A 25289-nucleotide genomic window follows, 5' to 3' on the forward strand; every position below is an offset into this window, starting at 1 on the left:
CGGGCGCGTCAGCCGTCGCAGCGGGCCTCGCGCTGCCAGATCAGCCCGAGCGAGTCACGGTCGGGCCGGATGAGGACGTTCGCGATCCGCGCCGTGTAGTTCCAGCCGCCGTAGGACACCTTGTCGCCGAAGCCGTACCACTCGTCGACCTCCCACGCGGCGTAGCACGCGGGCGCCGCGCTGAAGGGGTCGACCACGAGCTGCTCGGACCACGATCCCGCGTGCAGGACGTACTTCGCCCCGGACCCGGAGGCCTCGCCCAGCGCCACCGTGCGGCGCTCGCCGGCCGCGAGGTCCCACTGACCCTTCGCCTGCCCGGTGACCCGGAACGTCAGCGGGACGTTGGAGCCCGCGTTGTCGAGGAGCACGGACACCGTGCGGAACGAGTCACCACGCTTCGCGTCGTAGTACGGGTCACCGAGGACGAGGCTCCCGCCGGGCGCCACGACCGCGCAGTCGAGCGCGTCGAACCGGGCCGTCACCGTCTCCGCGAACGGGGTGCCGAGGACCGTGCGCGAGAGCTCGAACGTGACCGCACCGGACCGCACCGCGAGGGCGCCCGCGGGCAGGTCGACGCTCGCGCTCGCACCCGGTGCGACCTCGCCGAGGTCGCGCGTGCCGAACGGGGTGCGGACGACGACGCGGGTCGGCTCGTCGGCGTCGTTCCGCAGACCGGTCGTGAGCACCACCCCGCCCCCGCCGGGCGCGCACTGCGCCGTCGCCGTGAGGGTCGCCGCCCAGTCGGGCACGTACGCCGCGCCGCGGTAGGTCGCCGCGAGGGCGGAGTCCTGGAAGCCCTTCCCGAGCACCCAGCGGTACTGGCGGAAGGTCACCTTCCCCGCCTTGACGTCGAGCTTCCCCGTGTCGATCGTGAAGGTCGCCGTCTCTCCCGGCTTGATGCCGCTCACCGGGGCGGAGTCACCGGCCGCGCCGCCGAGCATCCGGGCGTCGAGCGTCTCCGCCGTGTCGTTCGTCAGGGTGCCGACGAGCCGGATCGAGCCGTCCTGCCAGCGCGCCTCGACCGTCGCCGTGCGCGCCCACGACGGCGCGTAGGTCGTCGCGGCGTACGACGCGGTCACCGTGCTCCCCGCCAGGCCGAGGGCGTGAGCCCGCTCGACCGCGAACGTGGCCGTCCCCGCCGGGACGTCGCGCAGGCGGGTGTCGACGGCGAGCGTCGCGGTCGCGCCCGGAGCGACCTCCACGGGCGCGGCGACGCCGTACGGCGTCGTCATCGAGACCCGCAGCGTCGTCGCCCGGTACGGGTTGTGGAACGTCCCGCGCACGACGGTCGAGCCGGCGCCCGCGCCCTTCGGCACGACCCACGTGGCGGTCGCCGCTGCGGAGCCGTCCGCGACGGACCAGTCGAAGCAGTCGACGCCCGGGACCTCGTGGCTCGCGAGGGCCGCGCCGTCGGCGAGCACGTCGAGGGTCAGCGACGCCTCCCCGACACCGCCGGGCACGTCGACGACGGCGTCCCGGCCGCCGTCGACCGTGCGCGTCAGGTCGTCGCGACCGGCGACGGCGAACACCACGGGGACGGTCGAGCGCGTGTTGTCGTAGCGCAGCGCGACCGGGGCGGACGACCGCTCGGTCGCCGGGTCGAGCACGCACGCCCCGACGGTCGGCGCGTCCACCGCGGGCGCGTGCCGTACGGCGTCGTACGCGGCGGTCACGACGTGCGACCGGCCCGAGCCGTCGAGCCGGGAGACGCGGAACGCGACCTCGCCCGCGGCGACCTGCCGGGAGCCGGTGTCGAGGGTCAGCACGGCCTCCGCGCCGGGTGCGACGTCGACCGCGCGCGTCGTGCCGAACTCTCCGCCGTCCAGGGCCACGCGCAGCGTCGCCGCCGCGTGGTCGTTGCGGAAGGTCCCGCTCACCACCACGGAGCCGCCGCCCTCGGTGGGCGCCCACTCCGCCGTCGCCGAGCCCTCGACGCGCCACTCGAAGCAGTCGACGCCGTCGACCACGTGGCGCGCGACGGTCTCCCCGCCCGCGACGACCGCGAACGTCGCGCCCTGCGCACCGACACCACCGGGCACGACGACGTCACGCGTCTCGCCACCCTCGAGCGTCGCCGTCAGGTCGTCCCGGCCGACGACCGAGAACGTCACCGGCACCGTCGACGCCGCGTTGTCCAGGTGCAGCGTCACCGGCGCGGACGACGTGTCCGTCGCCGGGTCGAACACGCACGCGCCCACCGTGGGCTGCCGCGACGCCGACGGCGCGTGCCGCGCCGCGTCGAACGACGCCCGCACCTGGTGCGGCTCCGCACCGGGCGCACCGACGCGCGCCACCCGGAACGTCGCGGACCCCGCCGGAACGTCCCGCGAACCCGTGTCGACGGCGAACGACGCCTCCGCGCCCGGCGCGACCTCCACGGCCTCCGCGGCGCCGTGCCGACCCGCGGACATCGAGACGCTCAGCGCCGCCACCGCGTGGTCGTTGCGGAACGTGCCCTCGACGACGAACGAACCGGTCTCCGGCGACCAGCGCGTCGTCGCCGAACCCTCGACGTCCCACGCGAAGCAGTCGACGCCGTCGACCACGTGCCGCGCAACGGTCTCCCCGTCCGCGACGACCGCGAACGTCGCGCCCTGCGCACCGACACCACCGGGCACGACCACGTCACGCGTCTCGCCACCCGCGAGCGTCGCGGTCAGGTCGTCACGGCCGGCGACCGAGAACGTCACCGGCACCGTCGACGCCGCGTTGTCCAGGTGCAGCGTCACCGGCGCGGACGACGTGTCCGTCGCCGGGTCGAACACGCACGCGCCCACCGTGGGCTGCCGCAACGCCGACGGCGCGTGCCGCGCCGCGTCGAACGACGCCCGCACCTGGTGCGGCTCCGCACCAGGTGCATCGACGCGCGCCACCCGGAACGTCGCGGACCCCGCCGCGACGTCCCGCGAACCCGTGTCCACGGCGAACGACGCCTCACCGCCCGGCACGACCTCCACGGCCTCCGCGGCGCCGTGCCGCCCCGCGGACAGGGCCACGCTCAGCGCCGCCACCGCGTGGTCGTTGCGGAACGTGCCCTCGACGACGAACGACCCGGTCTCCGGCGACCAGCGCGTCGTCGCCGAGCCCTCGACGTCCCACGCAAAGCAGTCGACCGCGCTGACCGTGCGGGAGCCGAGCGGGACGCCGTCGGCCCGCACCGCGTACGTCGCAGGCGCGGCTCCCGCCGGGGGAAGCTCGACCTCGGCTCGGGCCCGCGCCGGGACCGTCTGCGCGGGGCGTTGCCCGTCGACCGAGAACTCGACCGGGAGGGTCGAGGCCGAGTTGTCGAAGGTCAGCGTCGCGGCGGCGGACGACGTGTCCGTCGCAGGGGCGAAGTCGCACTGCGCGACCGCCGCCTCCGGGACGACCGGCGCGATCGTCTGGCCGTCGAGCGCGAGCGCGACGTCGCTCGGCGGCCGCGAGACGACCGCCTCGCCGCCCGGCCCGACGAGCAGCCGCTCCTGCGAGAGCACGAGCATGCTCGCGGGCACCGCGGGCGCGTTGACGTCGACGACCAGCGAGGCGTTCTCACCGACGCTCGTGCGCGCGGGGAGGTCGGCCGCGTGCCACGCGGGCGTGTCGGGCGCGGCGAGGCCGACCGTGACGGGCGCGCCCGTCCGGTTCGCGACGTCGGCGGTGTACCGCACCGTGCCGTCCGCGTTCTCCGCGCGGACCTGGACGCCGTCGGCCCCGAGCCACGCGAGCGGCACCGCCGCGCTCAGGGTGCGGCTCGCCGTGACCGCCTGGTCGTCGGCTCCGGCCCGCACCTCGACGGGGACGTCGGCGGGGAGCACGCGGAGCGCGCCGTCGTCGCGCTGCTGGATTTCGGGCACGAACGCACCGTTCGCGCGCAGCTCGACCGCCAGCTCGACCGACCGTCCCGCGGACGCACCCCGGGCCGGCGCGGGCAGCACGGTGTCGCTCGCGCACTCGAGCGCGGCGCCCCGCGCGGGGGTGGTGCAGGTCCAGCCGTCGTCGACAGGTCGGAGGGACAGCCCCTTCGGCAGCTCGGGCACGGTGAAGCGGACGCCCTGGGCATCACGGTCGCCGGTGTTGGCGGCCGTGAGCGTGAGCGTCGCGGACCCGGGGTTCGCCGCGAGCGTCACGCGCTCGTCGTCGAGCCGGACCTCCGCGCCGACGTACTTCAGGGGCGGCGGCGTGAGGTTGCGCTCCACCGTGCGCAGGCCCTCCGCCTTCACGCGCGCCGGGAACTCGTAGACGCCGCCGCCCCGGGCCGTGACCGTGACGACGAGGTCACGCGCCTCGCCGGGCGCGAGCACGCCCACCGCGCACGCGAGCGTCCCGCCCGCGGCGGCAGGCCCGCACGGGAGCGCAGCCGTGCGCAGCGCGGGGGCGACCGACGCGCCGCGCGCGACGACCGACGACGTGACGGCCTCGACGCCGGCCGGCAGGTCGACCTCGACCGTGACGTCCTGCGCCGCCCTCCCGCCCGAGTTCGACACCGTCAGGCGCACGTCGGCGGGCTTGCGCGCCTCCATCTCGATGCCGGTCCCGAGCGCAACGTCGAGCGCGGCCGGAGCCGGCTCGGGCGGCGGGTCGACGGGCGTCGGCTCGCCGGTCCCCGGGTCGACGGGGGTCGAGCCGCCGGGAGCCGGGTCGGTGGGCGTCGAGCCGACCGGGGTCGTCCCGCCGGGCGCGCCCCCATCCGCAGGTGGAGCCGTCGTCGCGTCGGGGGTGGCGGAGTCCGTCGGCGCCGGCGGGATGTTGGTGGGGGACGTCGGGTCCGTCGTGGGGTCGGGCGTCGGGGCGGTCGTGCCCGAGCTCGGCGAGGGCGACGGAGACGGAGAGGGGGACGAGCCGGACGGCGCCGGGGACGACTGCGAGGTCGGTGACGGCGTGGGCTCGGGAGTGAAGGCCCCGAGCGCGCCCGCGACGCCCAGCCCGGCGACCGCGAGCACGCCCACGGTGACCGCCGCCGCGGCGATCGGCGCGGACGCGACCAGCGCGAGCAGGCCTCCGGCCCCGGCCGCGGCCAGGGCACCGCCGCCCGCTGCCGCACCGCCGACGGCCGCTGCTCCACCCACTGCGGCGACCCCCGCACCCGCGCCCGCACCGGCCGCTCCCCCGGCGACGCTGCCCGCGGCACCGACGGCTCCCGCCGCCGCACCGGCCCCGCCGATCACCCCGGTCCCGGCGGCGCCCGCGCCGGCGCCACCGCCGACGCCCGCACCGGCCCCGGCACCGGTCGCCGCACCGGACCCGCCCGCCGCGCCGGACCCGCCGGCAGCACCCGAACCGCCCGCCGCGCCGGACCCACCGGCGCCCGATCCTCCGGCGCTCGTCCCGCCGGCGCTCGACCCGCCAGCGCCGCCCGACCCACCGGCGCCCGAGCCGCTCGCCGTCCCGCTGCCGGACGCGCCCTGGAGCGCGGCCGCGAGCCCGCCGGCGACCGCCGCGCCACCCGTGGTGGGCAGCGCCGTCCCGACGAGACCGAGCGCGCCCACGCCGAGCACGAGCGGGGCGATGACGGCGCGCATGCCGTGGGAGACGTCGCCCAGCTCGAGCACGAGCCCGCGGCAGTCGTCGCAGCCCTCGAGGTGCGACTCGACGCGCGCCGTCTCGCGCTTGGCGAGCCCGCCGCGCACGTACGACCCGAGGAGCGCGTTGACCGTGCGGCACTCCTCGGCGGGCACGGAGGTGAGGTGCTGCTGGAGGTACGCCTGGCGCAGCCCCTCGCGGGCGCGGTACGCGAGCGCGGAGACGCCGTTCGCGGTGAGGCCCAGCAGCGGGGCGATCTCGGCCGGGGACAGGTTCTCGACCTCGGTGTACCAGAGCACGGCACGCCACCGCTCCGGCAGGTCCTGGTAGGCGCGCGTGACCGTCGAGCGCTCGAAGCCCTCGAGGGTGGGGTCCTCCGTCGAGGCCATCGGGCCGAACGCGGACTCGAACGTGCGCTCGTCGTCGGTCGGCTGCGTGCGCCGGGCCCCGCTGACGAGGTCGTACGACAGACGGCGCACGACCGTGAAGAGGTAGGCGCGGAACGTGACGTCCGGACCGCCGCCGTTCTGCAGCACGGAGAGCGTGCGGGCGAACGCGTCGGACACGACGTCGTCGGCGTCGGCGCTCGAGCGGACGTACTGGCGCGCGACCGTGCGGGCGGCGCCGGCGTGCCGCTCGTAGAGCACCCCGTAGGCGCCCGTGTCCCCTGCACGTACGGCGGTGATGAGCTCGGCGTCGCTGAACGCCTCGCTGTCCACCCGTTGTGCCTGCGTCATCGTCACCCGCCCCGGAGACCGCCCCGAACCGAGGCTACGGTGGCCATAGTAGACGCCCGTCCATCTCACGGGCAGAGCGTTCCCGCCACCGCAACAGGAACCACGGCGCTTTCTGGCATTCGTCCCCTTTCACCCGGGACGTGAGGTCCTGGAAACTTCTCGCCGTTCCCGCGTCATGGACGGCTCGCCCGGACGTCTCATCTACATGGACCACCTCCCGGGGTACGCCGTGCCCGCGACCGACGCCGTGCGCGAGCGGTGGCGGCGCGCGAGCGCCGACAGCGTCTGGCTACGGCCGGGCGACTGGTACCACCCTGCCGTCGACGCGCTCGTCGAGGCGTTGTGCGAGGAGCGGGACACGACGCCCGCCGCCGAGCGGCTCGGCCGCGTCCGCGCGGAGGCCGGGGTCGGGATCGGCGAGGCCATCGACGACGTCGTCTGCCTGTACCGCGCGCACGACCGCGAGCCGGTCGTCGACCTGGTCCGCGGCGTGGCGGTCGGCTGGTCCGAGGGGTACGAGGCCAGCCCCGTGACACCCGAGGTCCTGGACCCGGAGTCCGGCCTCGCGACGACGCAGTACCTGGTGCACCGGCTCCGCGAGACGTACGGCGCGGCCGAGCGCGCGGGCCTGGACGCGACCCAGACCCACGGGCTGCTCGTCGTCGACGTCGCGCTCGACGACCTGACGGGATGGCAGCGGTTCGCGCGCTCGGCGGCGATGGGCCGCGCGCTCACCCACACCTTCGGCGAGGGCCACCCCATGGCCTCGATCGGCAACGGGCTCTTCGTCGTGCTCGGCGAGCGGGACGCGGACGACGCGATGGTGCGCACCGTGCTCCGCCACAACATCGAGCGCACCGGTCTCGCGCTGGGCGTGACGGCGATCCTGCGCCGACCACCGCGCGTCTGGCTCGAACCCCTCCCCCGCACCCACACCGCGGCCGTCCAGCTCCTCGACACGCTCCAGCGCTGACACGACGACGCCCCGTCCCACGCGGGCGAGCACGTGGTCCGGGGCGTCCGGGGGCGTCTGCGGCCGGCGGGTGACCGACCGCCCGCGAGCAAGGCTGCGACCGCGCGTCAGCGCGGCGTGAAGGTGAGGCAGTCGGCGCGGTCCTCGCCGGACGCGCCCGCCCCGACGCGGATCGACGGCGCGGAGCACTCGAGCGAGGCGTTGTGGACGCACTCCGTGCGCTGGCAGGCCCCGACGTGCGCGAGCACCTTCTCCAGCCCGCCCTTCGTGCCCAGCGGGATGAACGTGGCGCACTCGGCGTCGCCCGTGTGACCGGCGATCGTCACGGCGCCCGCGTGGCACCCGTGGTCGTGGTTGTAGCCGCAGCCGTCGATGGAACACTCGACGACCTGGGGCATCTCCGTGAGGCTGCTCATCGCGATCTCCTGTCTCCGAGGACCCGCCGTGGGTCGGTCTCCGCGTTCCACGGTATTCCCGGAATTCCTCGGTGTATAGCAAGGAAGGCCTTGCTAAGAAATGCAGGAATGCGCCGCAATTAGCGCACGGCATTCTTGCGGAAATGCCTCGTCGCAGGTCAGTTGTCGGTGCCGTCGGCCCGGGGCCGCCAGATGACGAGCGCGCGCGCCTCGCCGTGCTCGACGAGCGTCTCGCGCAGGGCCTCCTCGACCCCGCGCCGCACGCTGCGCCCGCGCGGCACGACGACGACGTCGCCGCTCGCCGCGGCGGCGAACACGCGGCCGCCCGGCTCGACGCGCGCCGAGAGCGCCTCGATGCGCCGCTCGAGCCGCTCGACCTGGGACTCGAGGGCGAGGATCCGCTGGATGCCCGCGAGGTTGATGCCCTCGTCGTGGCTGAGGCGCTGCACCTCGAGCAGCTTCGCGACGTCGCGCAGCGAGTACCGCCGCCCCCGGCCCGCGGTGCGGCGCGGCACCACGAGGCCGAGGCGGTCGTACTGGCGCAGCGTCTGCGGGTGCATGCCCGCGAGCGCGGCGGCCTGCGAGATGACGAGGACGGGGGCGTCCTGGTCGACGTCGGGCGTCACGTCCGGACCCGTCCGGGCGTCGTCCGTGCGGTACGCGGTCATCCGGGCCTCCTTCCCGAGCCGGCGCTCCGGGCGCCGGTCACTCCGCGGCCTGGCGGACCAGGTCGGCGCGCACGTCCTGGCCGGCGGTCTCGGCGGCGAACGTCTCGACGGCCTCGCGCCCGGCCTTCGAGAGCTTCTGCGGCACGGCGACCTGGACCGTGACGAGCAGGTCGCCGGTCGACTTGGCGGTCTTCACGCCGCGGCCGCGGACGCGCAGCGTGCGCCCGGAGGGCGTGCCGGCCGGCACCTTGACCTTGACGGTCGAGCCGTCGAGCGTCGGGACGGCGATGGTGGCGCCGAGCGCGGCCTCGGGGAACGTCACCGGGACCGTGATCCGCAGGTTGTCGCCGTCGAGCGAGAACACCGGGTGCGGGGTGACGTGCACGGTGACGACGAGGTCGCCGTCGGGCCCGCCCGCCGTGCCGGGGCGGCCCTTGCCGCGCAGCCGGATCTTCTGGCCGTCGCGGACGCCCGGCGGGATGCGCGTCGTGACCGTGCGGCCGTCGACGGTGAACGTCACGGTCGACCCCTCGACCGCCTGCCGGAACGGCAGCGTCGTGGCGGCCGCGAGGTCGGCGCCCGCGCGGGGCCGGGGGCCGCCGAACTGCTGGCCCGCGCCGCCGCCGAACATCGAGCCGAGGATGTCCTCGAACCCGCCCGCACCCTGGCCGCCGGTCGAGTAGCGGACCCGGGTGCCGCCCGGCCCCCCGCCGCCGAACATGCCGCCGAAGACGTCCTCGAAGCCCGCTCCCCCGGCACCGCCGGGGCCTGCGGAGAAGCGCGCGCCCCCGCCCGCCATCGCCCGGATCGCGTCGTACTGCTCGCGCTCCTTGGGGTCCGACAGCACGGCGTACGCCTCGCCGATCTCCTTGAACTTGGCCTCGGCGCTCGCGTCACCCTGGTTCTGGTCGGGGTGGTACTTGCGGGCGAGCTTGCGGTAGGCCTTCTTGATCGCGGCGTCGTCGGCGTCCTTGGGGACGCCGAGCGCGGCGTAGAAGTCCTTCTCCATCCAGTCCTGTCCGGTCACGGCGCCTCCCTCCTGTCGGTGGTCGTGGTCCTGGTCCTTCGTTCCGTGGCTGCTGCCGGTGGGTCTGCTGCTGGTGATCCTCGCGTGCCCGACGGCGGAGCGCACCTCCGCGCGGGAGGTGCGCCCGCGCCGTCGGGCACGAGGAAGGGGTGGCTACTGCGGGCCGACGACCGAGACGCGCGCGGCGCGCACGACCCGCTCCCCGATCCGGTAGCCCGGCTCGATGACGAGGTTCACCGTGGTGGCGGTGGCCTCGGGGTCGGGCTGGTGCATGAGCGCCTCGTGGACGGTGGGGTCGAACTCGTCCCCGACCGCGCCGTAGCGCTCGATCCCGAACTTCTCGAGCGACGCGTCGAGCTTGTCGGCGATGGCCGCGAACGGCCCCGTCAGCTCGCCGTGCTGCCGCGCGCGGTCGATGTCGTCGAGGACCGGCAGGAGCGCGGTGAGCACGTCCTCGATCCCCTTCGTGCGCGCGGCCTCCTGGTCGCGCAGCGACCGGTTGCGGTAGTTCGTGAAGCTGGCCCGCTCGCGCTGGAGCGCGTCGAGGTGCTCCGCGGCCTCGGCCTTCGCCGCGAGGACCGCGGCGTCGACCCCGGCCTCGTCGGACGGCTCGAAGTCGAGGCCCGCGAGCGGGTCCGTCTCCGCGTCGTCGCCCGCGGAGCCGCCGGCCTCGCCCTCGGGGCGGGGCCGACCGCTCTCCGGGTCGACCTTACGCTTGTCCGTGAACTGGAAGGGCTTGTCGTCGGAGCCCTGGCCGGGCTCGCGCCCGGCCTGCTCCTCGGGGCCCTGCGGGTCGGTCGGTCCGTCGGCCGTCACTTGCGCTCGTCCTCCTCGTCCACGATCTCGGCGTCGACGACGTCCTCGTCCGGGGCGGACGTCGCGCCCGCCGCGGCGGTGGCGTCGTCCTGCGCGGCGCCGGGGTTGCCGGCGGCCTGCTCCTGCTCGGCCGAGGCGTAGAGCGCCTGGCCGATCTTCTGCGAGGACGCGACGAGCTTCTCGTGCGCGGTCTTCACGGCGTCGGCGTCCTCGCCCTCGAGCGCGGACTTGACCGACGCGATGTCGGCCTCGACCTCGGTGACGACGTCGGCGGGGAGCTTCTCCTTGTTCTCGGAGACGAGCTTCTCGGTCGAGTAGACGAACGCCTCGGCCTGGTTGCGGGTCTCCGCGTCCTCGCGACGCTTCTTGTCCTCGGCCGCGTGCTCCTCGGCCTCCTTGACCATGCGGTCGATGTCCTCCTTGGGCAGCGCCGAGCCGCCCGTGATGGTCATCTTCTGCTCCTTGCCGGTGCCGCGGTCCTTCGCGCCGACGTGGACGATGCCGTTCGCGTCGATGTCGAAGGTGACCTCGATCTGCGGCACGCCGCGCGGGGCCGGCGCGATGCCGGTCAGCTCGAACGTGCCGAGCGGCTTGTTGTCGCGCGCGAACTCGCGCTCGCCCTGGAACACCTGGATGAGCACCGACGGCTGGTTGTCCTCGGCCGTCGAGAAGATCTCGCTGCGCTTGGTCGGGATGGCCGTGTTGCGCTCGATGAGCTTGGTCATCACGCCGCCCTTGGTCTCGATGCCGAGGGACAGCGGGGTCACGTCGATGAGCAGGACGTCCTTGCGGTCACCGGAGATGACGCCGGCCTGCAGGGCCGCGCCGACGGCGACGACCTCGTCCGGGTTGACGCCCTTGTTCGGCTCCTTGCCGCCCGTGAGCTCCTTGACGACGTCGGTCACGGCCGGCATGCGGGTGGAGCCACCCACGAGCACGACGTGGTCGATGTCGGAGACGGAGACGCCCGCGTCGGAGATGACCTTGTGGAACGGGGCCTTGGTCCGGTCGAGGAGGTCCTGCGTCATCTGCTGGAACTGGGCGCGCGTGAGCTTCTCGTCCAGGTGGATGGGGCCGTTCTCGCTCATCGAGAGGTACTGCATCGAGATGGTGGTGCTCGTCGCGGACGAGAGCTCCTTCTTCGCCTGCTCGGCGGCCTCGCGCAGACGCTGGAGCGCGATCTTGTCCTTCGACAGGTCGACGCCCGAGCTGTTCTTCACCTGCTTGATGAGGTGCTCGACGATGCGGTTGTCCCAGTCGTCGCCACCGAGGCGGTTGTCGCCCGAGGTCGCGCGGACCTGGATCGTGGAGAAGTCGTCCTCGTCCTTGCCGACCTCGAGGAGCGAGACGTCGAACGTGCCGCCGCCCAGGTCGAAGACGAGGATGAGCTCGTCCTCCTTGCCCTTCTCCAGGCCGTAGGCGAGCGCGGCCGCGGTGGGCTCGTTGACGATGCGGGTCACGTTGAGGCCCGCGATCTGCCCGGCGTCCTTGGTCGCCTGGCGCTCGGCGTCGTTGAAGTACGCCGGGACGGTGACGACCGCGTCCGTGACGGGCTCGCCCAGGTACTCCTCGGCGTCTCGCTTGAGCTTGCCCAGGATGCGCGCGGAGATCTCCTGCGCGGTGTACTTCTTGTCGTCGATCTCCACCGACCAGTCGGTGCCCATGTGGCGCTTCACCGAGCTGATGGTGCGGTCGACGTTCGTGACCGCCTGGCGCTTGGCGACCTCGCCGACGAGGACCTCGCCGGTCTTGGAGAAGGCGACCACCGACGGCGTCGTGCGCGACCCCTCGGCGTTCGCGATGACCGTGGGCTCTCCGCCCTCGAGGACGGCGACCACCGAGTTGGTGGTGCCGAGGTCGATCCCGACTGCTCGTGCCATGTGTGTGCCTCCGTCGTTCTGGGTGCCCGACGGCGCTGCTGCGCCTCGGCACACCGGGTTGAGTCTGCTTCACTCAAGGTAGATCCGTGGTCGGTGCTCGCGCAACCTCACCCGGCTCAACTTGAGTCCATCAGGCTCAACCTTCACGCGACCCGCACTATTCCCCGCTCGCGGCCGCCCGGGACCGCGCCTGCTGGCGTGCACGCTGCTCCGCGTAGCCCTCCTGCCAGTCCGCGGCGAGAGGCATGTCGCGGCGGCGGACCTCGTCGACCGCCAGCTCGACGGGGAAGCCCCAGGTGTCGGCGAGCACGAAGAGGTGGTCGCCCGTGACGGTCGTGCCCCGGAGCCTGTCGAGCTCTCGGAGCCCCCGGTGCACCGTGCGTCGGAAGCGCGACTCCTCGTCCCGCAGCACGCCGCTCAGCTCCTCGCGCCGCTCGACCAGGTTCGGGTAGGCGTCGCGGTACGACTCGGCCACGACGGCGACGAGGTCGTCGACGAACCGGTCCTCCAGCCCGAGCCGGAGCGCGTGCACCACGGCCCGGCGCACGAGCCGCCGCAGCACGTACCCGTGCGCCTTGTTGCTCGGCCGCACGCCGTCGGCGGCGAGGAACGTCGCGGCGCGCACGTGGTCCGCGATCACACGGAACGGGCGCGGGTCGTCCTCGTAGGTGCGACCGCTCAGGTCCTCGAGACGGTCGACCAGGGGGCGCAGCAGGCTCACGTCGAACACGTCGGGGGTCGCCGTCGCGGCGGCGGCGATGCGCTCCAGCCCGCCCCCGAAGTCGATGCTCGGCTCGTCGAGGAGGACGAAGCCCTCGCTCGTGCGGCGGTAGCGCATGAACACCTGGTTGCCGATCTCGACGAACCGTCCTCCCTCGCTCGCCGGGTGGGGTTCCCCGGTCGACGGGTCGTGGAGCTCCGGTCCGAGGTCGTAGAAGACCTCCGAGTCCGGCCCGCAGGGGTCGCCCACGGGCGTGCCCTCCAGGCCGCCTCCCCGGCTCCACCAGTTCTCCTCGGCGTCGTAGAGGAAGACCCGGCCGCCGCGCATGCCGTCGCGGTCCCCGTCCGCACGCGACCCCACGTCCACGACCGACGCCTCGATGCCGTGCTCGGCGAACACCGTGACCCAGGTCTGGACCGCCGCGTCGTCCCGGGGGATCCCGTGCTCCGCCGAGCCGCGGAAGCACGTGACGTAGAGGCGCGCGAGGTCGACGCCGACGAGCGCGAGGAAGTCGACGAACCACCGGACCTGCCGCTCGACGTCGGCCGACCCCAGGCTCCAGTTGCCCAGCATCTCGAAGAAGGTGGTGTGCCGTCGGTCGCCGACCTCGTCGATGTCCTGCGACCGCAGGCACGGCTGCGAGTCGACGAGGAGCCGCCCGGCGGCGTGCGGGCGCACGCCCAGCAGGTAGGGCATCAGCGGCTGCATGCCCGCGCCCGTGAACAGGGTCGTCGGGTCCTCGCGCAGGACGAGGGGCGCTCGCTCGATCACGGCGTGCCCCCGGGCGGCGAAGAAGTCGAGGTAGGCCGAGCGGATCTCCTGGGCGTCCATCCGTCGACCCTAGGGACCGGCACCACCGACTTCCAGGGCAATCCCGCGGCGCCGGGCGAGGACGACCGCGCCCCGCCGCGCTGGGACGCGGCGGGGCGGGTGCGGGGCAGGTGCGGGGCGGGGCGGGGCGACGGGAGCCGCGCCGCCCCTCGCTCAGATGAGCTCGACGCCGTCGGCCTGCGGCCCGCGGTCGCTCTGCCGGATCTTGAACCGGACCCGGTCGCCCTCCTCGAGCTCCTCCCCGCCGCGCACGACGGACACGTGCACGAACAGGTCCTCGCCGCCGGCGTCGGGCGTGATGAAGCCGAAGCCGCGGTCGGCGTCGTACCGCGCGACCGTGCCCTCGCCGCCGCGCACGCGCCCGCCGGACGCCGGACGACTCCGGTCCGAGCCCGGGCGGCCACGGTCGGCGCCCGGTCGGCCGCGGTCCGGACCCGGGCGCCCGGAGCCGCCCACGAGCTGCACGTTCCGGGCGTTCGGCCCCTTGTCGCCCTCGACGACGTCGTAGGTCACGCGCGCACCCTCGGCGAGCTCGGTGAGCCCGCGGCCCAGGGCGCTGACGTGCACGAACACGTCGTCGCCGCCGCCGTCGGGAGCGACGAAGCCGAAGCCCTTGACGTCGTCGTACCAGGACACGGTGCCGTCGGCGCCGTCCGCCGCGGGCTGCGCGGCCTGCGCGCCGAGCGGCAGCAGGTGGTCCGCCTGCGGGCCCTTCTCGCCCTCGACGACGAGGAACGCCACGCGCTGCCCCTCCGTGACGACGCCGCCCCCGACGATGGCCGAGCTGTGCAGGAAGATCTCGTCGCTGCGCCCGTCGGGCGTGACGAAGCCGTAGCCCTTGGCCGGCTCGTACCAGACGACGGTGCCGAGCACGCCCAGGGGCGCGTCGGCAGCGCGGTCGCCCGTCACGCGGACGCGTCGCGCCTGCGGGCCGCGGTCGCCGGTGCCCATCTCGAACTCGACGACCTGCCCCTCGCGGAGCTGCTTCGGGCCGTCGTCACCGACGATCTCGGACGCGTGCACGAACAGGTCCTCGGCCTCGTTCCCGAGGTCGATGAAGCCGAACCCTCGGTCGGCGTCGAACCATCGGACTGTTCCCTGGGGCACCTAGGACTCCTTGCATCGACAGACAGTGCTGCTCCTAGTGTCCCCGACGCCGCCGCGCCCCGGCGCCGCGGGACCGCTCGGCCGGCCTCAGCGGCCGGTGCCCGACGCGCCGGCGCCCGGCTCCGCGCCCGGGTCGTCGACGTCGTCGCCGCTCCAGCTCCGCTCGTCGCCCGGGTCGACGTCGGTGGGGACCTCGGGGTCCTTCGGCAGCGAGTCGTTGGCGAGCGCGGGGAACGCGCCCGCGGTGCCGATGTCCGGCTCGCCGCGGGCCGGTTCCTGCTCGTCCCGCCAGTCCTGCTCGTCGCCGGTGCCCCGGCGGTCCTGCGGCTGCGACGCGGTCATGAGCGGGCCCTCCTGGTCTCCGGCCCGGCCGCCTGGTCGACCGGGCGCACTCCCTCGACCGTACGTCGCCCCGCCGGGCTCACCACCCGGGCCGCGGGCTACGGCGCCGCGGCGGGGACGGCGGGCTTCCCCTCGTCCGCGGGGTCGTCCGTCTCGTCGACCGCCGAGTCCCGCTCGACCGCCGGGTCCGCGTCCGGCGCGACGGGCGCGGCGGCGGCAGGTGCGGCGGAGGCCGCCGCACGACGGCGGCGCACCACGAGCACGACCGCACCGGCGAGCGCCGCCACGACGAGCAGCACCGCGCCGATCCCGACCCACGGCGCGACGGCGGCGCGCGACGACGCGTCGTCGGCCGCGGCGGCGGCCTCGTCGAGGCGCCCGGCGTCGAGCGCGGCGCGCGCGTCGGCGGTCGAGCCGTCGACGTCCAGCAGGAGGCGGCCGAGGTCGGCGAACGGCCCGCCGCCGGTGCTCGCGGCGACGGCGTCGCCGACCGTCCCGACGACCTCGACCGTGCGCGGCAGCACGGTCGCGAGCGCGGCGTACTCCTCGGCGGTGCGGGCGCTCTCGTACTGCGTGCGCACGGCGGCCGGGTCGGGCAGGCCCGCGTCGTCGGCGGCCTGCTGGACCTGGCCGGCGGCCGCGGCGGCGTCGGGCCCGATCGCCTCCCGGGCCGCGTCGGCGTCCGCGAACGCCCAGTCCGTCATCGCGGTGCGCAGCCCCGCGGGCGGCAGCCACGCGCCGTCGGCCGCGTCGAGGGCGACGTAGGCCTCCCTGGCCGGGCCCCGCGCGTCGAGCAGGGCGGTCTCGTCGGCGTCGGCGACCCACGTGCGGTAGGCCGCCTGGGCGTCGGCGACCTCGCCGCGCACCTCGACGAGGTCGAGGAAGCGCCGCCCGTCGGTCAGGCCCGGACGGCCCGGCTCGCCGGGGGCGTCGTAGGCGCTCTCCCCCGCGTACGCGGCGGCGACGAGCGTCCCGAGCGTCTCGTCGTCGAGCCCGCCCACGAGCGCGGAGACGGCCGTCCACGCGGCGGCGTACGCGTACTCCTCGGTGGCGTCGGCGCCGTCCTGCACGTCGACGTCCGCCCAGGCGACGAGCGGGAGCGCCTCGGCCGCGTCGCGCGCGGGGGCCGGGAACGTCTCGGTCGGGCCGCCCGTCTGCGCCGCGACGCGCTCCCCCACGACCTCGGCCAGGCCCTCGGACACCCACCGGTCCGCGAACCGGTCCCCGGCGAGCCACGCGTGCGAGAGCTCGTGGAAGAGCAGCCCGGCGTCGAGGTCCTCGGGGATGACGATCTCGCCGGAGCCGCGGTCGAACCACGCGTACCCCAGCACCTCGGGCGACACGTCCTCGCGGATGCGCTCGAGGTTCCCCGGCCACGGCATCCCGACGACGCGCTCGAGCGTGGGCAGCCCGGCGGCGACCTGCTCCGCGACGAAGGCGCTCCACTCGGCGTCGCCCGGGAAGCTCTCGAGCACGAGCTCCGTCCCCGCCGCGTCGACCGTCGTCGTGTCGACCTGCGCCGGGTCCCGGAGCGAGACGAACGACCACGTGCCGAGGTCGTCGGTGCTCTCCGTCGCGCGGTGCGTCCGGGTCGTGCCCTCGAGGACCGGGGTGAACCCGTCCCACGTGCTGTCGAAGTCCATCGACGTCGGGGTGACGATCTCGACGGTCACCTGCCCCGGGTCGCCGGCCGCGTTGACGGCGAACGTCGCGTACCCCGGCCCGACGCGCGTGTACCCCTCCGAGCGGATCGGCTCGCCCGGGATCGTGTAGGCCCACTCCACGGTCCGCTCGCGCCCGTAGTTGAGGGGCGAGAACGAGACCCGCGCGGCGCTCGTGGCCGGGTCCTCCGTCGGCTCCAGCGTGACGGGTAGGGTGGCGCCGCCGCTCGTCGCGGTGACGTCCGTCGCGCCCGCCGGCACGGGGATGCCGTAGGCGTCCCAGTAGTAGAAGTACTGGCCGCTGTCGGGCTGCTCGTTGCGCAGCGTCGTCGTCACCCGGACCCGGACCGGGCCGGTGCCGTCCACCTCGTAGCGGACGTGCGACGTCTCCGACAGCCCGTCATCCGGGTCCGCGCTCGCGACCCCCGGCGCCCCCACCACGACCGCGCCCGCGAGCACCCCCACGAGCACCGCGCGCGACGCCGTCCGCCCCGCGCGCCGCCCGTCGCCGGACCCTCCTGAGACCACCCCTGCACCGCCGTCCTCGCCGAAGCGCACAGCCCGTCGCCCCCCGCTCGTCGGGACCGGTCGACGACGACCGGAACGGGACACCGGCGGGAACTGTACCGGCTCCCGGTGACGCTCCGGACCACGCCCCGGGGCGGGCGCCGGGGCCGCCGTCGGACACCTCGTGGACACCTGGTCCTGGCACGCTGTGCGGGTGACCACCGCACCCGGCCAGCCGTCGCTCGTCCGCCGCCTCGGCACGACGGACGCCGTCGTCGTCGGGCTCGCGTCCATGGTCGGCGCGGGCGTGTTCTCGGCGTTCGCCCCGGCGGCGGCCGCGGCGGGCACGGGCCTGCTCGTCGGCCTCGCGCTGGCCGCCGTCGTGGCGTACGCGAACGCGACGTCGTCGGCCCAGCTCGCCGCGCAGCACCCGACGTCCGGCGGCACGTACGTGTACGGGCGCGAGCACCTCGGCCCCTGGTGGGGCTACGTCGCGGGGTGGGGCTTCGTCGTCGGGAAGACGGCGAGCTGCGCCGCCATGGCGCTCGTCCTCGCCGCGTACGCCGCACCGCCCGGGTGGGAGCGTCCCGTCGCCGCCGCGGCGGTCGTCGTGCTCACCGCGGTCGGCTACCGCGGCGTGACGCGCACGGCCCGCCTCGCGCGCGGGATCGTCGCGGTCGCGCTGCTCGCGATCGCGACGGCGGTCGTCGCGAGCCTCGCGGGGACGACGCCGCGATGGTCCGTCGCCCTCGACGCCGACGGCGCGCACGGCGGCTGGTACGGCGTCCTCCAGGCCGCAGGGCTGCTGTTCTTCGCGTTCGCCGGGTACGCGCGCGTCGCGACGCTCGGCGAGGAGGTACGCGACCCGCGCCGCACCATCCCGCGCGCGGTCCTCGTGTCGCTCGGGACGGTCGTCGTGCTCTACGCCGTCGTGGCGGTCACGCTCCTCGCCGTGCTCGGGCCCGCGCGGCTCGCCGCGTCCGCCGCGCCGCTCGCCGACGCCGTCGCGGCCGGGTCGTGGGCGTGGGCGGCACCGGTCGTGAGCGTCGGCGCGGTCGCCGCGAGCGCCGGCGCGCTCCTCGCCCTCCTGGCCGGGGTGAGCCGCACGGGGCTCGCGATGGCCCGCACCGGCGACCTGCCGGGCTGGTTCGCCGCGGTGCACCCCGTGCACCGGGTGCCGCACCGCGCAGAGCTCGCGGTCGGGGCGGCGGTCGTGCTGCTCGTGCTCACGACGGACCTGCGCGGCGCGATCGGCTTCTCGTCGTTCGGGGTGCTCGTCTACTACCTCGTCGCGAACCTCTCGGCGCTGCGCCAGACCGCGCCGCACCGCCTCTACCCGCGCGTCCTCCCGGTGCTCGGCGCGCTCGGGTGCGTCGCGCTGGTCGTCACGCTGCCCGTCCCGAGCGTGGTCGCGGGGGTCGTCGTGCTCGCGGTCGGCGTCGCGCTCCGGGCCGTGCGCGTCCGGTCGTAGCCGCCGTCCCGCTCCGCCCGGCGCACGGCTGCAAGACCCGCCGGCCCCGGGACACGAGCGAGGTATGAGCGGACACCGGACCGTGCGTGCGTCCGCGGCGACGATCGCCGCCCTCCTGGCGGTCGGTCTCGCCGCGGGCTGCGGCGCCCCCGACGGCGCGACCCCCGGGGCGCCGGGCGCGTCCGGGTCGGACCCCGTCGGGCTGGTCGGGATGTGGCGGGTCTCGGGGGCCGACGGCGAGGGCCCCGACACGTGGCTGCGGCTCGACGCCGGGCAGTACATGCTGTGGGGCGACTGCGGCGCGTACGTCGAGGGCGGCTGGGAGGCGGCAGGCCGGACCTTCGTCGCCTCCGACCCGTACGCCACCGCGGCGGCGTGCGGCGCGGCGGGGATCCCCGAGGTCCCGTGGCTGCGCACGGTGGTCGCCTACGAGCCCGACGGCGAGGGCTGGCGCCTGCTCGACGCGGACGGCGACGTCGTCGCCGGGCTGCAGGTGGACGGCGCCCCGGCCCCGATCCCCGACGCCGCGGAGCACTTCGCGCGGGCCCCCGAGGTGACCGACGACGTGCGGGCGGCATTCGACCCGCCCGCGCCGCTGCCGGGCGGCCTCGCGCCCGCGGAGGTGCGGGACGTCGTCGGGCGGTGGGAGCCGGCCGCGCGCTCCTCCACCGACCCGCACGTCGTCTTCCGCGAGGACGGGACATGGTCCGGCTCCGACGGGTGCAACGGCGGCGGGGGTGCGTGGGCTCTGGACGACGGCGGTCGGCTGCTCGCGACCACGGGCCTCCAGACCCTGATGTGGTGCGAGGGAGAGAGCGTCCCCGGCTACGTCGCCTCGGCAGCCCGTGCCGGCCTGGACGGCGGTCGGCTGGTGCTCGTCGGCCCGGACGGCACGGAGATCGCTCGCCTCGTCCGGGGATGACGCCGCTCCGCCGCGCGATCGACCCGAGCGGCGGGATCGGCCCTCGGGCCGACCCGACGGCGGGCAGGTCGCCCTCGGCCTCAGGACTCGGGCTCGGGCTCCGGGGGCGCGCCCGTGGCGTCGTCGGACTCGACGACGCGTGACGACTCGCCCTCCTCGCCCGTGGGCGGCAGGCCGCGCTCGTCGGGCTCGTAGTAGCGGCCGGTGTAACGAGGGCGCAGGAAGTTCTCGGTCGTGAGCACGGCGTCGACCTCGTCGGCCGTGAGCAGGCCGCGCGCGACCACGACGTCGCGCACGGAGGCCCCGGTCCGGGCGGCCTCCGCGCCCACGAGGTCGCCGTTGCGGTGGCCGATGATCTCGTTGAGGTACGTGACGATGCCGATCGAGTCGAGCACGTGGCGGCGGCAGACCTCGACGTTCGCCGTGATGCCCGTGACGCACTTGGTGCGCAGCGCGACGCACGCGTTGGTCAGCAGGTGCAGCGACTCGAACATCGACTGCGCGAGCCCGGGCTCCATGACGTTGAGCTGGAGCTGCCCGGCCTCGGCGGCGTGCGTGATCGTCACGTCGTTGCCCATGACCTTGAAGCAGACCTGGTTGACGACCTCGGGGATGACGGGGTTCACCTTGGCGGGCATGATCGACGACCCGGCCTGGAGCTCGGGCAGGTTGATCTCGCCGAGGCCCGCGCGCGGCCCCGACGACAGCAGCCGCAGGTCGTTGCAGATCTTCGACAGCTTGGCCGCGAGCCGCTTGAGCGCGGAGTGGACGGCGAGGTAGGCGCCGTTGTCGTAGGTCGCCTCGACGAGGTTCTCGGCCGGGACGGTGTGCAGGCCGCTCACCTCGGCGAGGCGGCGCGTCGCGACCTTCGGGTAGCCGGGCGGGGTGTTGAGCCCGGTGCCGATCGCGGTCGCGCCGAGGTTGACCTCGAGCAGCAGCTCGCCCGCGACCTCGAGCCGGCGGATCTCCTCGCCGACGTTGACGGCGAACCCGGCGAACTCCTGGCCGAGGCTCATGGGGACCGCGTCCTGGAGCTGGGTGCGCCCCATCTTCAGGACGTCGGCGAACTCGGACGCCTTCTCGTCGAACGCGCGCTCGAGCCGCCGCACCTCGTCCTGGAGCCGCGCGACGAGCTCGTGGACCGCGAGGCGGAACCCCGTGGGGTAGGCGTCGTTCGTGGACTGCGAGCGGTTGACGTGGTCGTTCGGGTTGATGACGTCGTAGCGGCCCTTCTCGAACCCGGCGAGCTCGAGCGCGAGGTTGGCGACGACCTCGTTGGTGTTCATGTTGACGCTCGTCCCGGCGCCGCCCTGGAACACGTCGACGGGGAACTGGTCGAGGCACCGCCCGTCGCGCAGGATCGCGTCGCACGCGGCGACGATCGCGTCGGCGACGTCGCGCTGGATCGTGCGCAGCTCACGGTTCGCGAGCGCCGACGCCTTCTTGACCATCACCATGCCGCGCACCATCTCGGGGACGTCGCTCACCGTCGTCCCCGAGATGCGGAAGTTCTCCATGGCGCGGACCGTGTGGACGCCGTAGTAGGCGTCCGCCGGGACCTCCTTCGGTCCCAGCAGGTCCACCTCGGTGCGTGTCCGTTCGCTCGACATGCCCCGACCGTAGCCCGGCCGCACGCTCCCGCACGCCCGGGCGACGCGTCAGGCCACCGGCTCGTACACGAACCGCTCGACGCGCACGACGGACGTGCTCGGGCGGCCCTCGCTCGTCGCGTGCACGCCGAGCCAGAGCCCGAGGAACCCGCCCGCGGCGGCGCTGTCGAGCGTGCGCCCGTCGACCGTCGCGACGTCCACGACCGGCCCGTCCGCGGGCCCGGCGACGAGCCCGTAGTCCTGCCCGCGCACGCGCAGCCCGACGACGACCGGCTCCCCGGGGGCGGCGGTCACCGTCGTCTCCCCGACCACCGCGTCCGTGCCGCCGCGCCGGTGCACCGCGACGACGCGCCGCTCGTCGCCCGGGCCGCCGTCGACGAGGAGCCGCACGTGGTCGTCCTCGGACTGCCGCACGACGACGCCCGCGCGCTCCCCCGCCGCGGCCGGGACCTGCACGGTGACCGTCACGTCGACGTCGCGGTGCTGCTGGCGCACGCCGAGGAAGGCGGGCGCGCCCGGCTCGGCGAGCGTCGTCGGGCGCACGGGAAGGTCCCAGCCCTCGCCCGCCGGGGTCGCGACGTCGCGCGGCAGGGCGCGCACCGCCGTCCAGCGCGGGTCGTCCGGGCGGACGACGCCGCTCGCCCCGCCCTGGACCGCCGTCCGGGGCGCCGGGCTCGCGAACGGGACCTCGACGGCGTCGGGCACGCGGCCCTCGCCGGGTGCGAGGACGGGCCAGCCGTCCTCCCACACGACGGGGACGAGGAACGTCTCGCGGCCGAGCGGGTAGTGGTAGCCGCCGTAGACGCGCATCGCGAGCAGCACGGCCCACCACGAGCCGTCGGGCGCCTCCACGAGGTCGGCGTGGCCCACGCCGACGACGTCCACCCCGCGCCCGAGGTGCCGGTGCGTGAGCACGGGGTTGGCCTTGTTGCCCTCGTACGGCCCCGTGACCGACGACGCGCGCGCCACGGACACCGCGTGGTGGAAGTCCGTCCCGCCCTCGGCCGCGAGCAGGTAGTACGTGCCGTCGACCTTGTACAGGTGCGGGCCCTCGGCCCACACGGCACCGCGCACGGCCCCCGTCCACACGACGTGCTCGGGGCCCACGAGCGTGCACGTCGCGGGATCGAGCTCGCGCACCCACACCTCGGTCTGGTGGAACCACTCCGGCTCGGGCGCGAGGCGCGTGCCGTGCAGCCAGACGCGGCCGTCGTCGTCGAAGAAGATCGAGGGGTCGATCCCCGCGACCCGCTCGCCGTCCTCGTCGCGCAGCCACACCGGGTCGGACCACGGCCCGGCCGGGTCGGTCGCCGTCATGACGAAGTTGCCGCCGCGCGAGTCGTCGTCCGGGTCCACGAGCGTGCACACGAGCCAGAACGTGCCGTCGTGGTGGCGCAGCGTCGGGGCGAACAGGCCGCCCGACGACCGGATGCCGTCGTAGTCGAGCTGTCCCGACCGGTCGACGACGTCCCCCACGTGCTCCCACGTCGCGAGGTCGCGGCTGCGCAGCACCGGCATGCCGGGCAGGTACTCGAACGTCGAGGTGACGAGGTAGAAGTCGTCGCCGACGCGGCACACCGACGGGTCGGGGTGGCACCCGGGCAGCACCGGGTTCGGGACGCGCGTCATGCGCGCTCCCCCGCCTCGACGCGCGCGGACACCTCGACGGCGACGAGCCGCTCGTCCGCGGCCGTGACCTCGTGCAGGGGGCCCGTGACGGCGATCGTCGCGCGCGCGGTCGCCGCGCCCGGCACCACGTGCCGGGCGGCCGGCGCGGACTCGTTGACGATCGCGCCGCCGGTCGTCGACCCGAGGTCGCCCGCTCCGGGGGCGGAGTCGACGGCCGCCGCGTGCGCGCCGACCCACACCTCGACGTCGCCCGGCTCGACCACGCGCACGAGGCGGCGGTCGGAGAACGCGAGGCGCGTCGTCGGGACGCGGAACGTCACGCGGCGCGACTCACCCGGAGCGAGGTCGACGCGCGCGTACCCGAGGAGCTGCGCGACGGGCCGCGGCACGGAGCCCACGACGTCGCGCGCGTACAGCTGCACGACGTCCGCCCCCGCCACCGCGCCGGTGTTGGTCACGGTGACCGCGGCGCGGAACGTCCCGCCCGCCGCCACGGCCGCGTCGACCTCGAGGTCCGCGTACGCGAACTGCGTGTACGACAGCCCGAAGCCGAACGGCCGCACCGGCGTCGGGTCGGTGGACGTGACGTCGGACGGTCCGCCGAGCACCGGGTGGAGGTAGGAGTAGGGCTGCGCGCCGCCCGCGCGGGGCAGCGACACGGGGAGGCGGCCCGACGGGTTCACCGCGCCGACGAGCACGTCCGCGACGGCGCGCCCGCCCTCCTCGCCGGGGAAGAAGCCCTGCACGACGGCGGCCGGGACGCCGCCGCGCGACGACCCCGCGTCGAGGGCCCAGCCGATCGCGTAGGGGCGGCCGGTGAGCAGGACGAGCACGACCGGCGTGCCCGTCGCGACGACCTCCTCGACGAGCCGTCGCTGCACGCCCGGCAGCTCGAGCGACTCGACGTCGTTGCCCTCGCCGACGGTGCCGCGCCCGAACAGCCCGGCCTCGTCGCCGACGACGACGACCGCGACGTCCGCGTCCCGCGCCGCGTCGACCGCGGCCGGGATCTCCGTGACGTCGTCGCCCTCGACCGCGCACCCGCGCACGTACGTGACGTCGGTGCCCGCCCCGGCGAGCGCGTCGCGCAGCGACTCGAGCACCGTCGGCAGCTCGATGCCCGCCGGGGTGCCCGGGTGGTGCGCGAGCACGTGGTTGACGAACGAGTAGCAGCCCATGAGCGCCTCGGCCGAGTCGGCGTCCGGCCCGACGACGGCGACGCGCCGCGGGGCGGTCGTCGCGCCGTCGGCCCCAGGCCGCACGAGCGGGAGGACGCCGTCGTTCGCGAGCAGCACGAGCGACTCCTGCGCGAGGCGGCGCGCGGTCGCGCGCTGGCGCGGGGTGTCGAGGTCGACGGCGGTCGGCGGCTCGTCGGCGTAGGCGCCGGGGTCGAGCAGGCCGAGCTCCTCCTTCTGGGTGAGCAGGCGCAGCACGGCGCGGTCGACCCACGCCTCGTCGAGCGCCCCCGACCGCACGCGCTCGGCGAGCGGCGCGAGGTACGCGTCGCCCGTCGGCAGCTCGACGTCCAGGCCCGCCCGGAGCGCCTGCGCCGCCGCCTCCCCCCGGTCGGCCGCGACGCGGTGCATCACCTCGAGGAACGCGACGCCGAAGTAGTCGGCGACGACGACGCCGTCGAACCCCCACCGCTCGCGCAGCACCTCGGTGAGGTGCTCGGTGCTCGCGTGCAGCGGCACGCCGTCGACGTCGACGTACGACGCCATGACGGACCGGGCGCCGCCGTCGCGCACCGCCATCTCGAACGGCGGGAGGTAGACGTCGGCGAGCTCGCGCGGCCCCGCGCTCACGGGCGCGTGGTTGCGCCCCGCGCGGGAGCCCGAGTACCCGACGAAGTGCTTGAGCGTCGCGTGCACGCCCGCGTCCTGGAGGCCGCGCACGTACGCCGTGCCGACCGTGCCCACGAGGTACGGGTCCTCGCCGACGCACTCGTCGACGCGGCCCCAGCGGGGGTCGCGCACGACGTCGAGCACGGGCGCGAGGCCCTGGTGGACGCCGAGCGTGCGCATCGACTCCCCCACCTCGCGCGCCATCTCCTCGACGAGGTCCGGGTCGAACGACGCGCCCCACGCGAGCGGCGTCGGGTACGTCGCGGCCTGCCACGCGGCGAGACCCGTGAGGCACTCCTCGTGCACGATCGCCGGGATCCCCAGCCGCGTCCCGGTCCGCAGCCGCCGCTGCTCCGCCCAGAGCCACGCCGCCCGCTCCGTCGGGTCGACGGGGCGCGTGCCGTACACGCGCGTGTAGTGCCCGATCCCGTGCTGCGTGATCTCCGCGAGCCGGCCGCCGTCGGCCTGGCCGGCCGTCATCTCCGACTGCATCGGGGCGACGGTGCCGTTCTGGTCGAGCCAGTAGCCGACGAGCTGCGCGAGCTTCTCGTCGAGGGTCATGCGCGCGTGAAGCGTGCGCACGCGCTCGGAGACCGTGGGCATCTGCGGGGGTGCGGGGCGCGGGGTC

The 25289-nt window shown here is 75.5% G+C and carries 16 protein-coding genes; 3 read left to right on the forward strand and 13 right to left on the reverse strand.

Translation table 11 applies throughout. The features are described from left to right. Nucleotides 1–8: 8 nt before the first annotated feature. Nucleotides 9–6218 carry a sigma-70 family RNA polymerase sigma factor gene (locus HKK73_RS16380; protein ID WP_171468413.1) on the reverse strand — a complete coding sequence of 2070 codons (6210 nt, stop codon included), beginning with the start codon at nt 6216–6218 and terminating at the stop codon, nt 9–11. 223 nt (nt 6219–6441) lie between these two features. Here HKK73_RS16380 and HKK73_RS16385 point away from each other — a divergent pair, with 223 nt between their 5' ends. After that, nucleotides 6442–7209 (forward strand): hypothetical protein, encoded by a 768-nt coding sequence (locus HKK73_RS16385; protein ID WP_043657794.1) that lies wholly within the window; start codon nt 6442–6444, stop codon nt 7207–7209. A 107-nt stretch (nt 7210–7316) separates the two neighbouring features. On the opposite strand, the gene HKK73_RS16390 is transcribed toward HKK73_RS16385, so the two are convergent. The 9 genes from HKK73_RS16390 to HKK73_RS16430 form a co-directional block, all read right to left on the reverse strand. Beyond that, nucleotides 7317–7625 carry a DUF1540 domain-containing protein gene (locus HKK73_RS16390; RefSeq protein ID WP_021482763.1) on the reverse strand — a complete coding sequence of 103 codons (309 nt, stop codon included), beginning with the start codon at nt 7623–7625 and terminating at the stop codon, nt 7317–7319. 158 nt (nt 7626–7783) lie between these two features. Further along, nucleotides 7784–8293 (reverse strand): heat shock protein transcriptional repressor HspR, encoded by a 510-nt coding sequence (locus HKK73_RS16395; protein WP_083384591.1) that lies wholly within the window; start codon nt 8291–8293, stop codon nt 7784–7786. Nucleotides 8294–8330: 37 nt separating this feature from the next. Then, nucleotides 8331–9320 (reverse strand): DnaJ C-terminal domain-containing protein, encoded by a 990-nt coding sequence (locus HKK73_RS16400; RefSeq protein ID WP_171468414.1) that lies wholly within the window; start codon nt 9318–9320, stop codon nt 8331–8333. 153 nt (nt 9321–9473) lie between these two features. Beyond that, a complete protein-coding gene (grpE, locus tag HKK73_RS16405; RefSeq protein WP_051028412.1) occupies nt 9474–10136 on the reverse strand; it encodes a nucleotide exchange factor GrpE in 663 nt (220 codons plus the stop codon). Beyond that, nucleotides 10133–12016, reverse strand: a complete 1884-nt coding sequence (gene dnaK / locus HKK73_RS16410; RefSeq protein ID WP_021479837.1) for a molecular chaperone DnaK — start codon at nt 12014–12016, stop codon at nt 10133–10135. Before dnaK ends, grpE begins: the two co-directional genes overlap by 4 nt. Nucleotides 12017–12173: 157 nt before the next feature. Further along, on the reverse strand, nt 12174–13568 hold the full coding sequence (locus HKK73_RS16415) for an alanine--tRNA ligase-related protein (protein ID WP_171468415.1): 1395 nt from the start codon (nt 13566–13568) through the stop codon (nt 12174–12176). A 153-nt stretch (nt 13569–13721) separates the two neighbouring features. Further along, nucleotides 13722–14675: a cold-shock protein gene (locus tag HKK73_RS19380; protein WP_144722041.1), complete on the reverse strand. Its 954-nt coding sequence runs from the start codon at nt 14673–14675 to the stop codon at nt 13722–13724. Nucleotides 14676–14762: 87 nt separating this feature from the next. Beyond that, the gene (locus tag HKK73_RS16425; protein WP_043657787.1) at nt 14763–15017 is read right to left on the reverse strand and encodes a hypothetical protein; all 255 of its coding nucleotides are present in this window, start codon (nt 15015–15017) and stop codon (nt 14763–14765) included. Between the two features lie 98 nt (nt 15018–15115). Beyond that, nucleotides 15116–17206, reverse strand: a complete 2091-nt coding sequence (locus HKK73_RS16430; protein ID WP_171468416.1) for a hypothetical protein — start codon at nt 17204–17206, stop codon at nt 15116–15118. 271 nt (nt 17207–17477) lie between these two features. Between HKK73_RS16430 and HKK73_RS16435 the strand changes: the two genes are divergently transcribed. Beyond that, nucleotides 17478–18656, forward strand: coding sequence for an APC family permease (locus HKK73_RS16435; RefSeq protein WP_253705967.1), 1179 nt, complete (start codon nt 17478–17480; stop codon nt 18654–18656). A gap of 64 nt (nt 18657–18720) precedes the next feature. Then, entirely contained in the window at nt 18721–19578 is an 858-nt protein-coding gene (locus HKK73_RS16440) for an META domain-containing protein (RefSeq protein WP_171468418.1), read from the forward strand. Nucleotides 19579–19658: 80 nt separating this feature from the next. Here the strand turns inward: HKK73_RS16440 and aspA are convergent, their stop codons facing one another. The 3 genes from aspA to HKK73_RS16455 are packed head-to-tail and all read right to left on the reverse strand — an operon-like array spanning nt 19659 to nt 25264. Next, on the reverse strand, nt 19659–21188 hold the full coding sequence (gene aspA, locus HKK73_RS16445; RefSeq protein WP_171468419.1) for an aspartate ammonia-lyase: 1530 nt from the start codon (nt 21186–21188) through the stop codon (nt 19659–19661). Nucleotides 21189–21236: 48 nt separating this feature from the next. Further along, on the reverse strand, nt 21237–22817 hold the full coding sequence (locus HKK73_RS16450; RefSeq protein ID WP_171468420.1) for a glycoside hydrolase family 43 protein: 1581 nt from the start codon (nt 22815–22817) through the stop codon (nt 21237–21239). Continuing rightward, a complete protein-coding gene (locus tag HKK73_RS16455) occupies nt 22814–25264 on the reverse strand; it encodes a glycoside hydrolase family 3 N-terminal domain-containing protein (protein ID WP_171468807.1) in 2451 nt (816 codons plus the stop codon). The genes HKK73_RS16450 and HKK73_RS16455 overlap by 4 nt, the downstream gene beginning before the upstream one ends. Nucleotides 25265–25289: the final 25 nt, after the last annotated feature.

The sequence above is a fragment of the Cellulosimicrobium sp. 72-3 genome (assembly GCF_013127315.1).
In the GTDB taxonomy this organism is placed as follows: domain Bacteria; phylum Actinomycetota; class Actinomycetes; order Actinomycetales; family Cellulomonadaceae; genus Cellulosimicrobium; species Cellulosimicrobium funkei.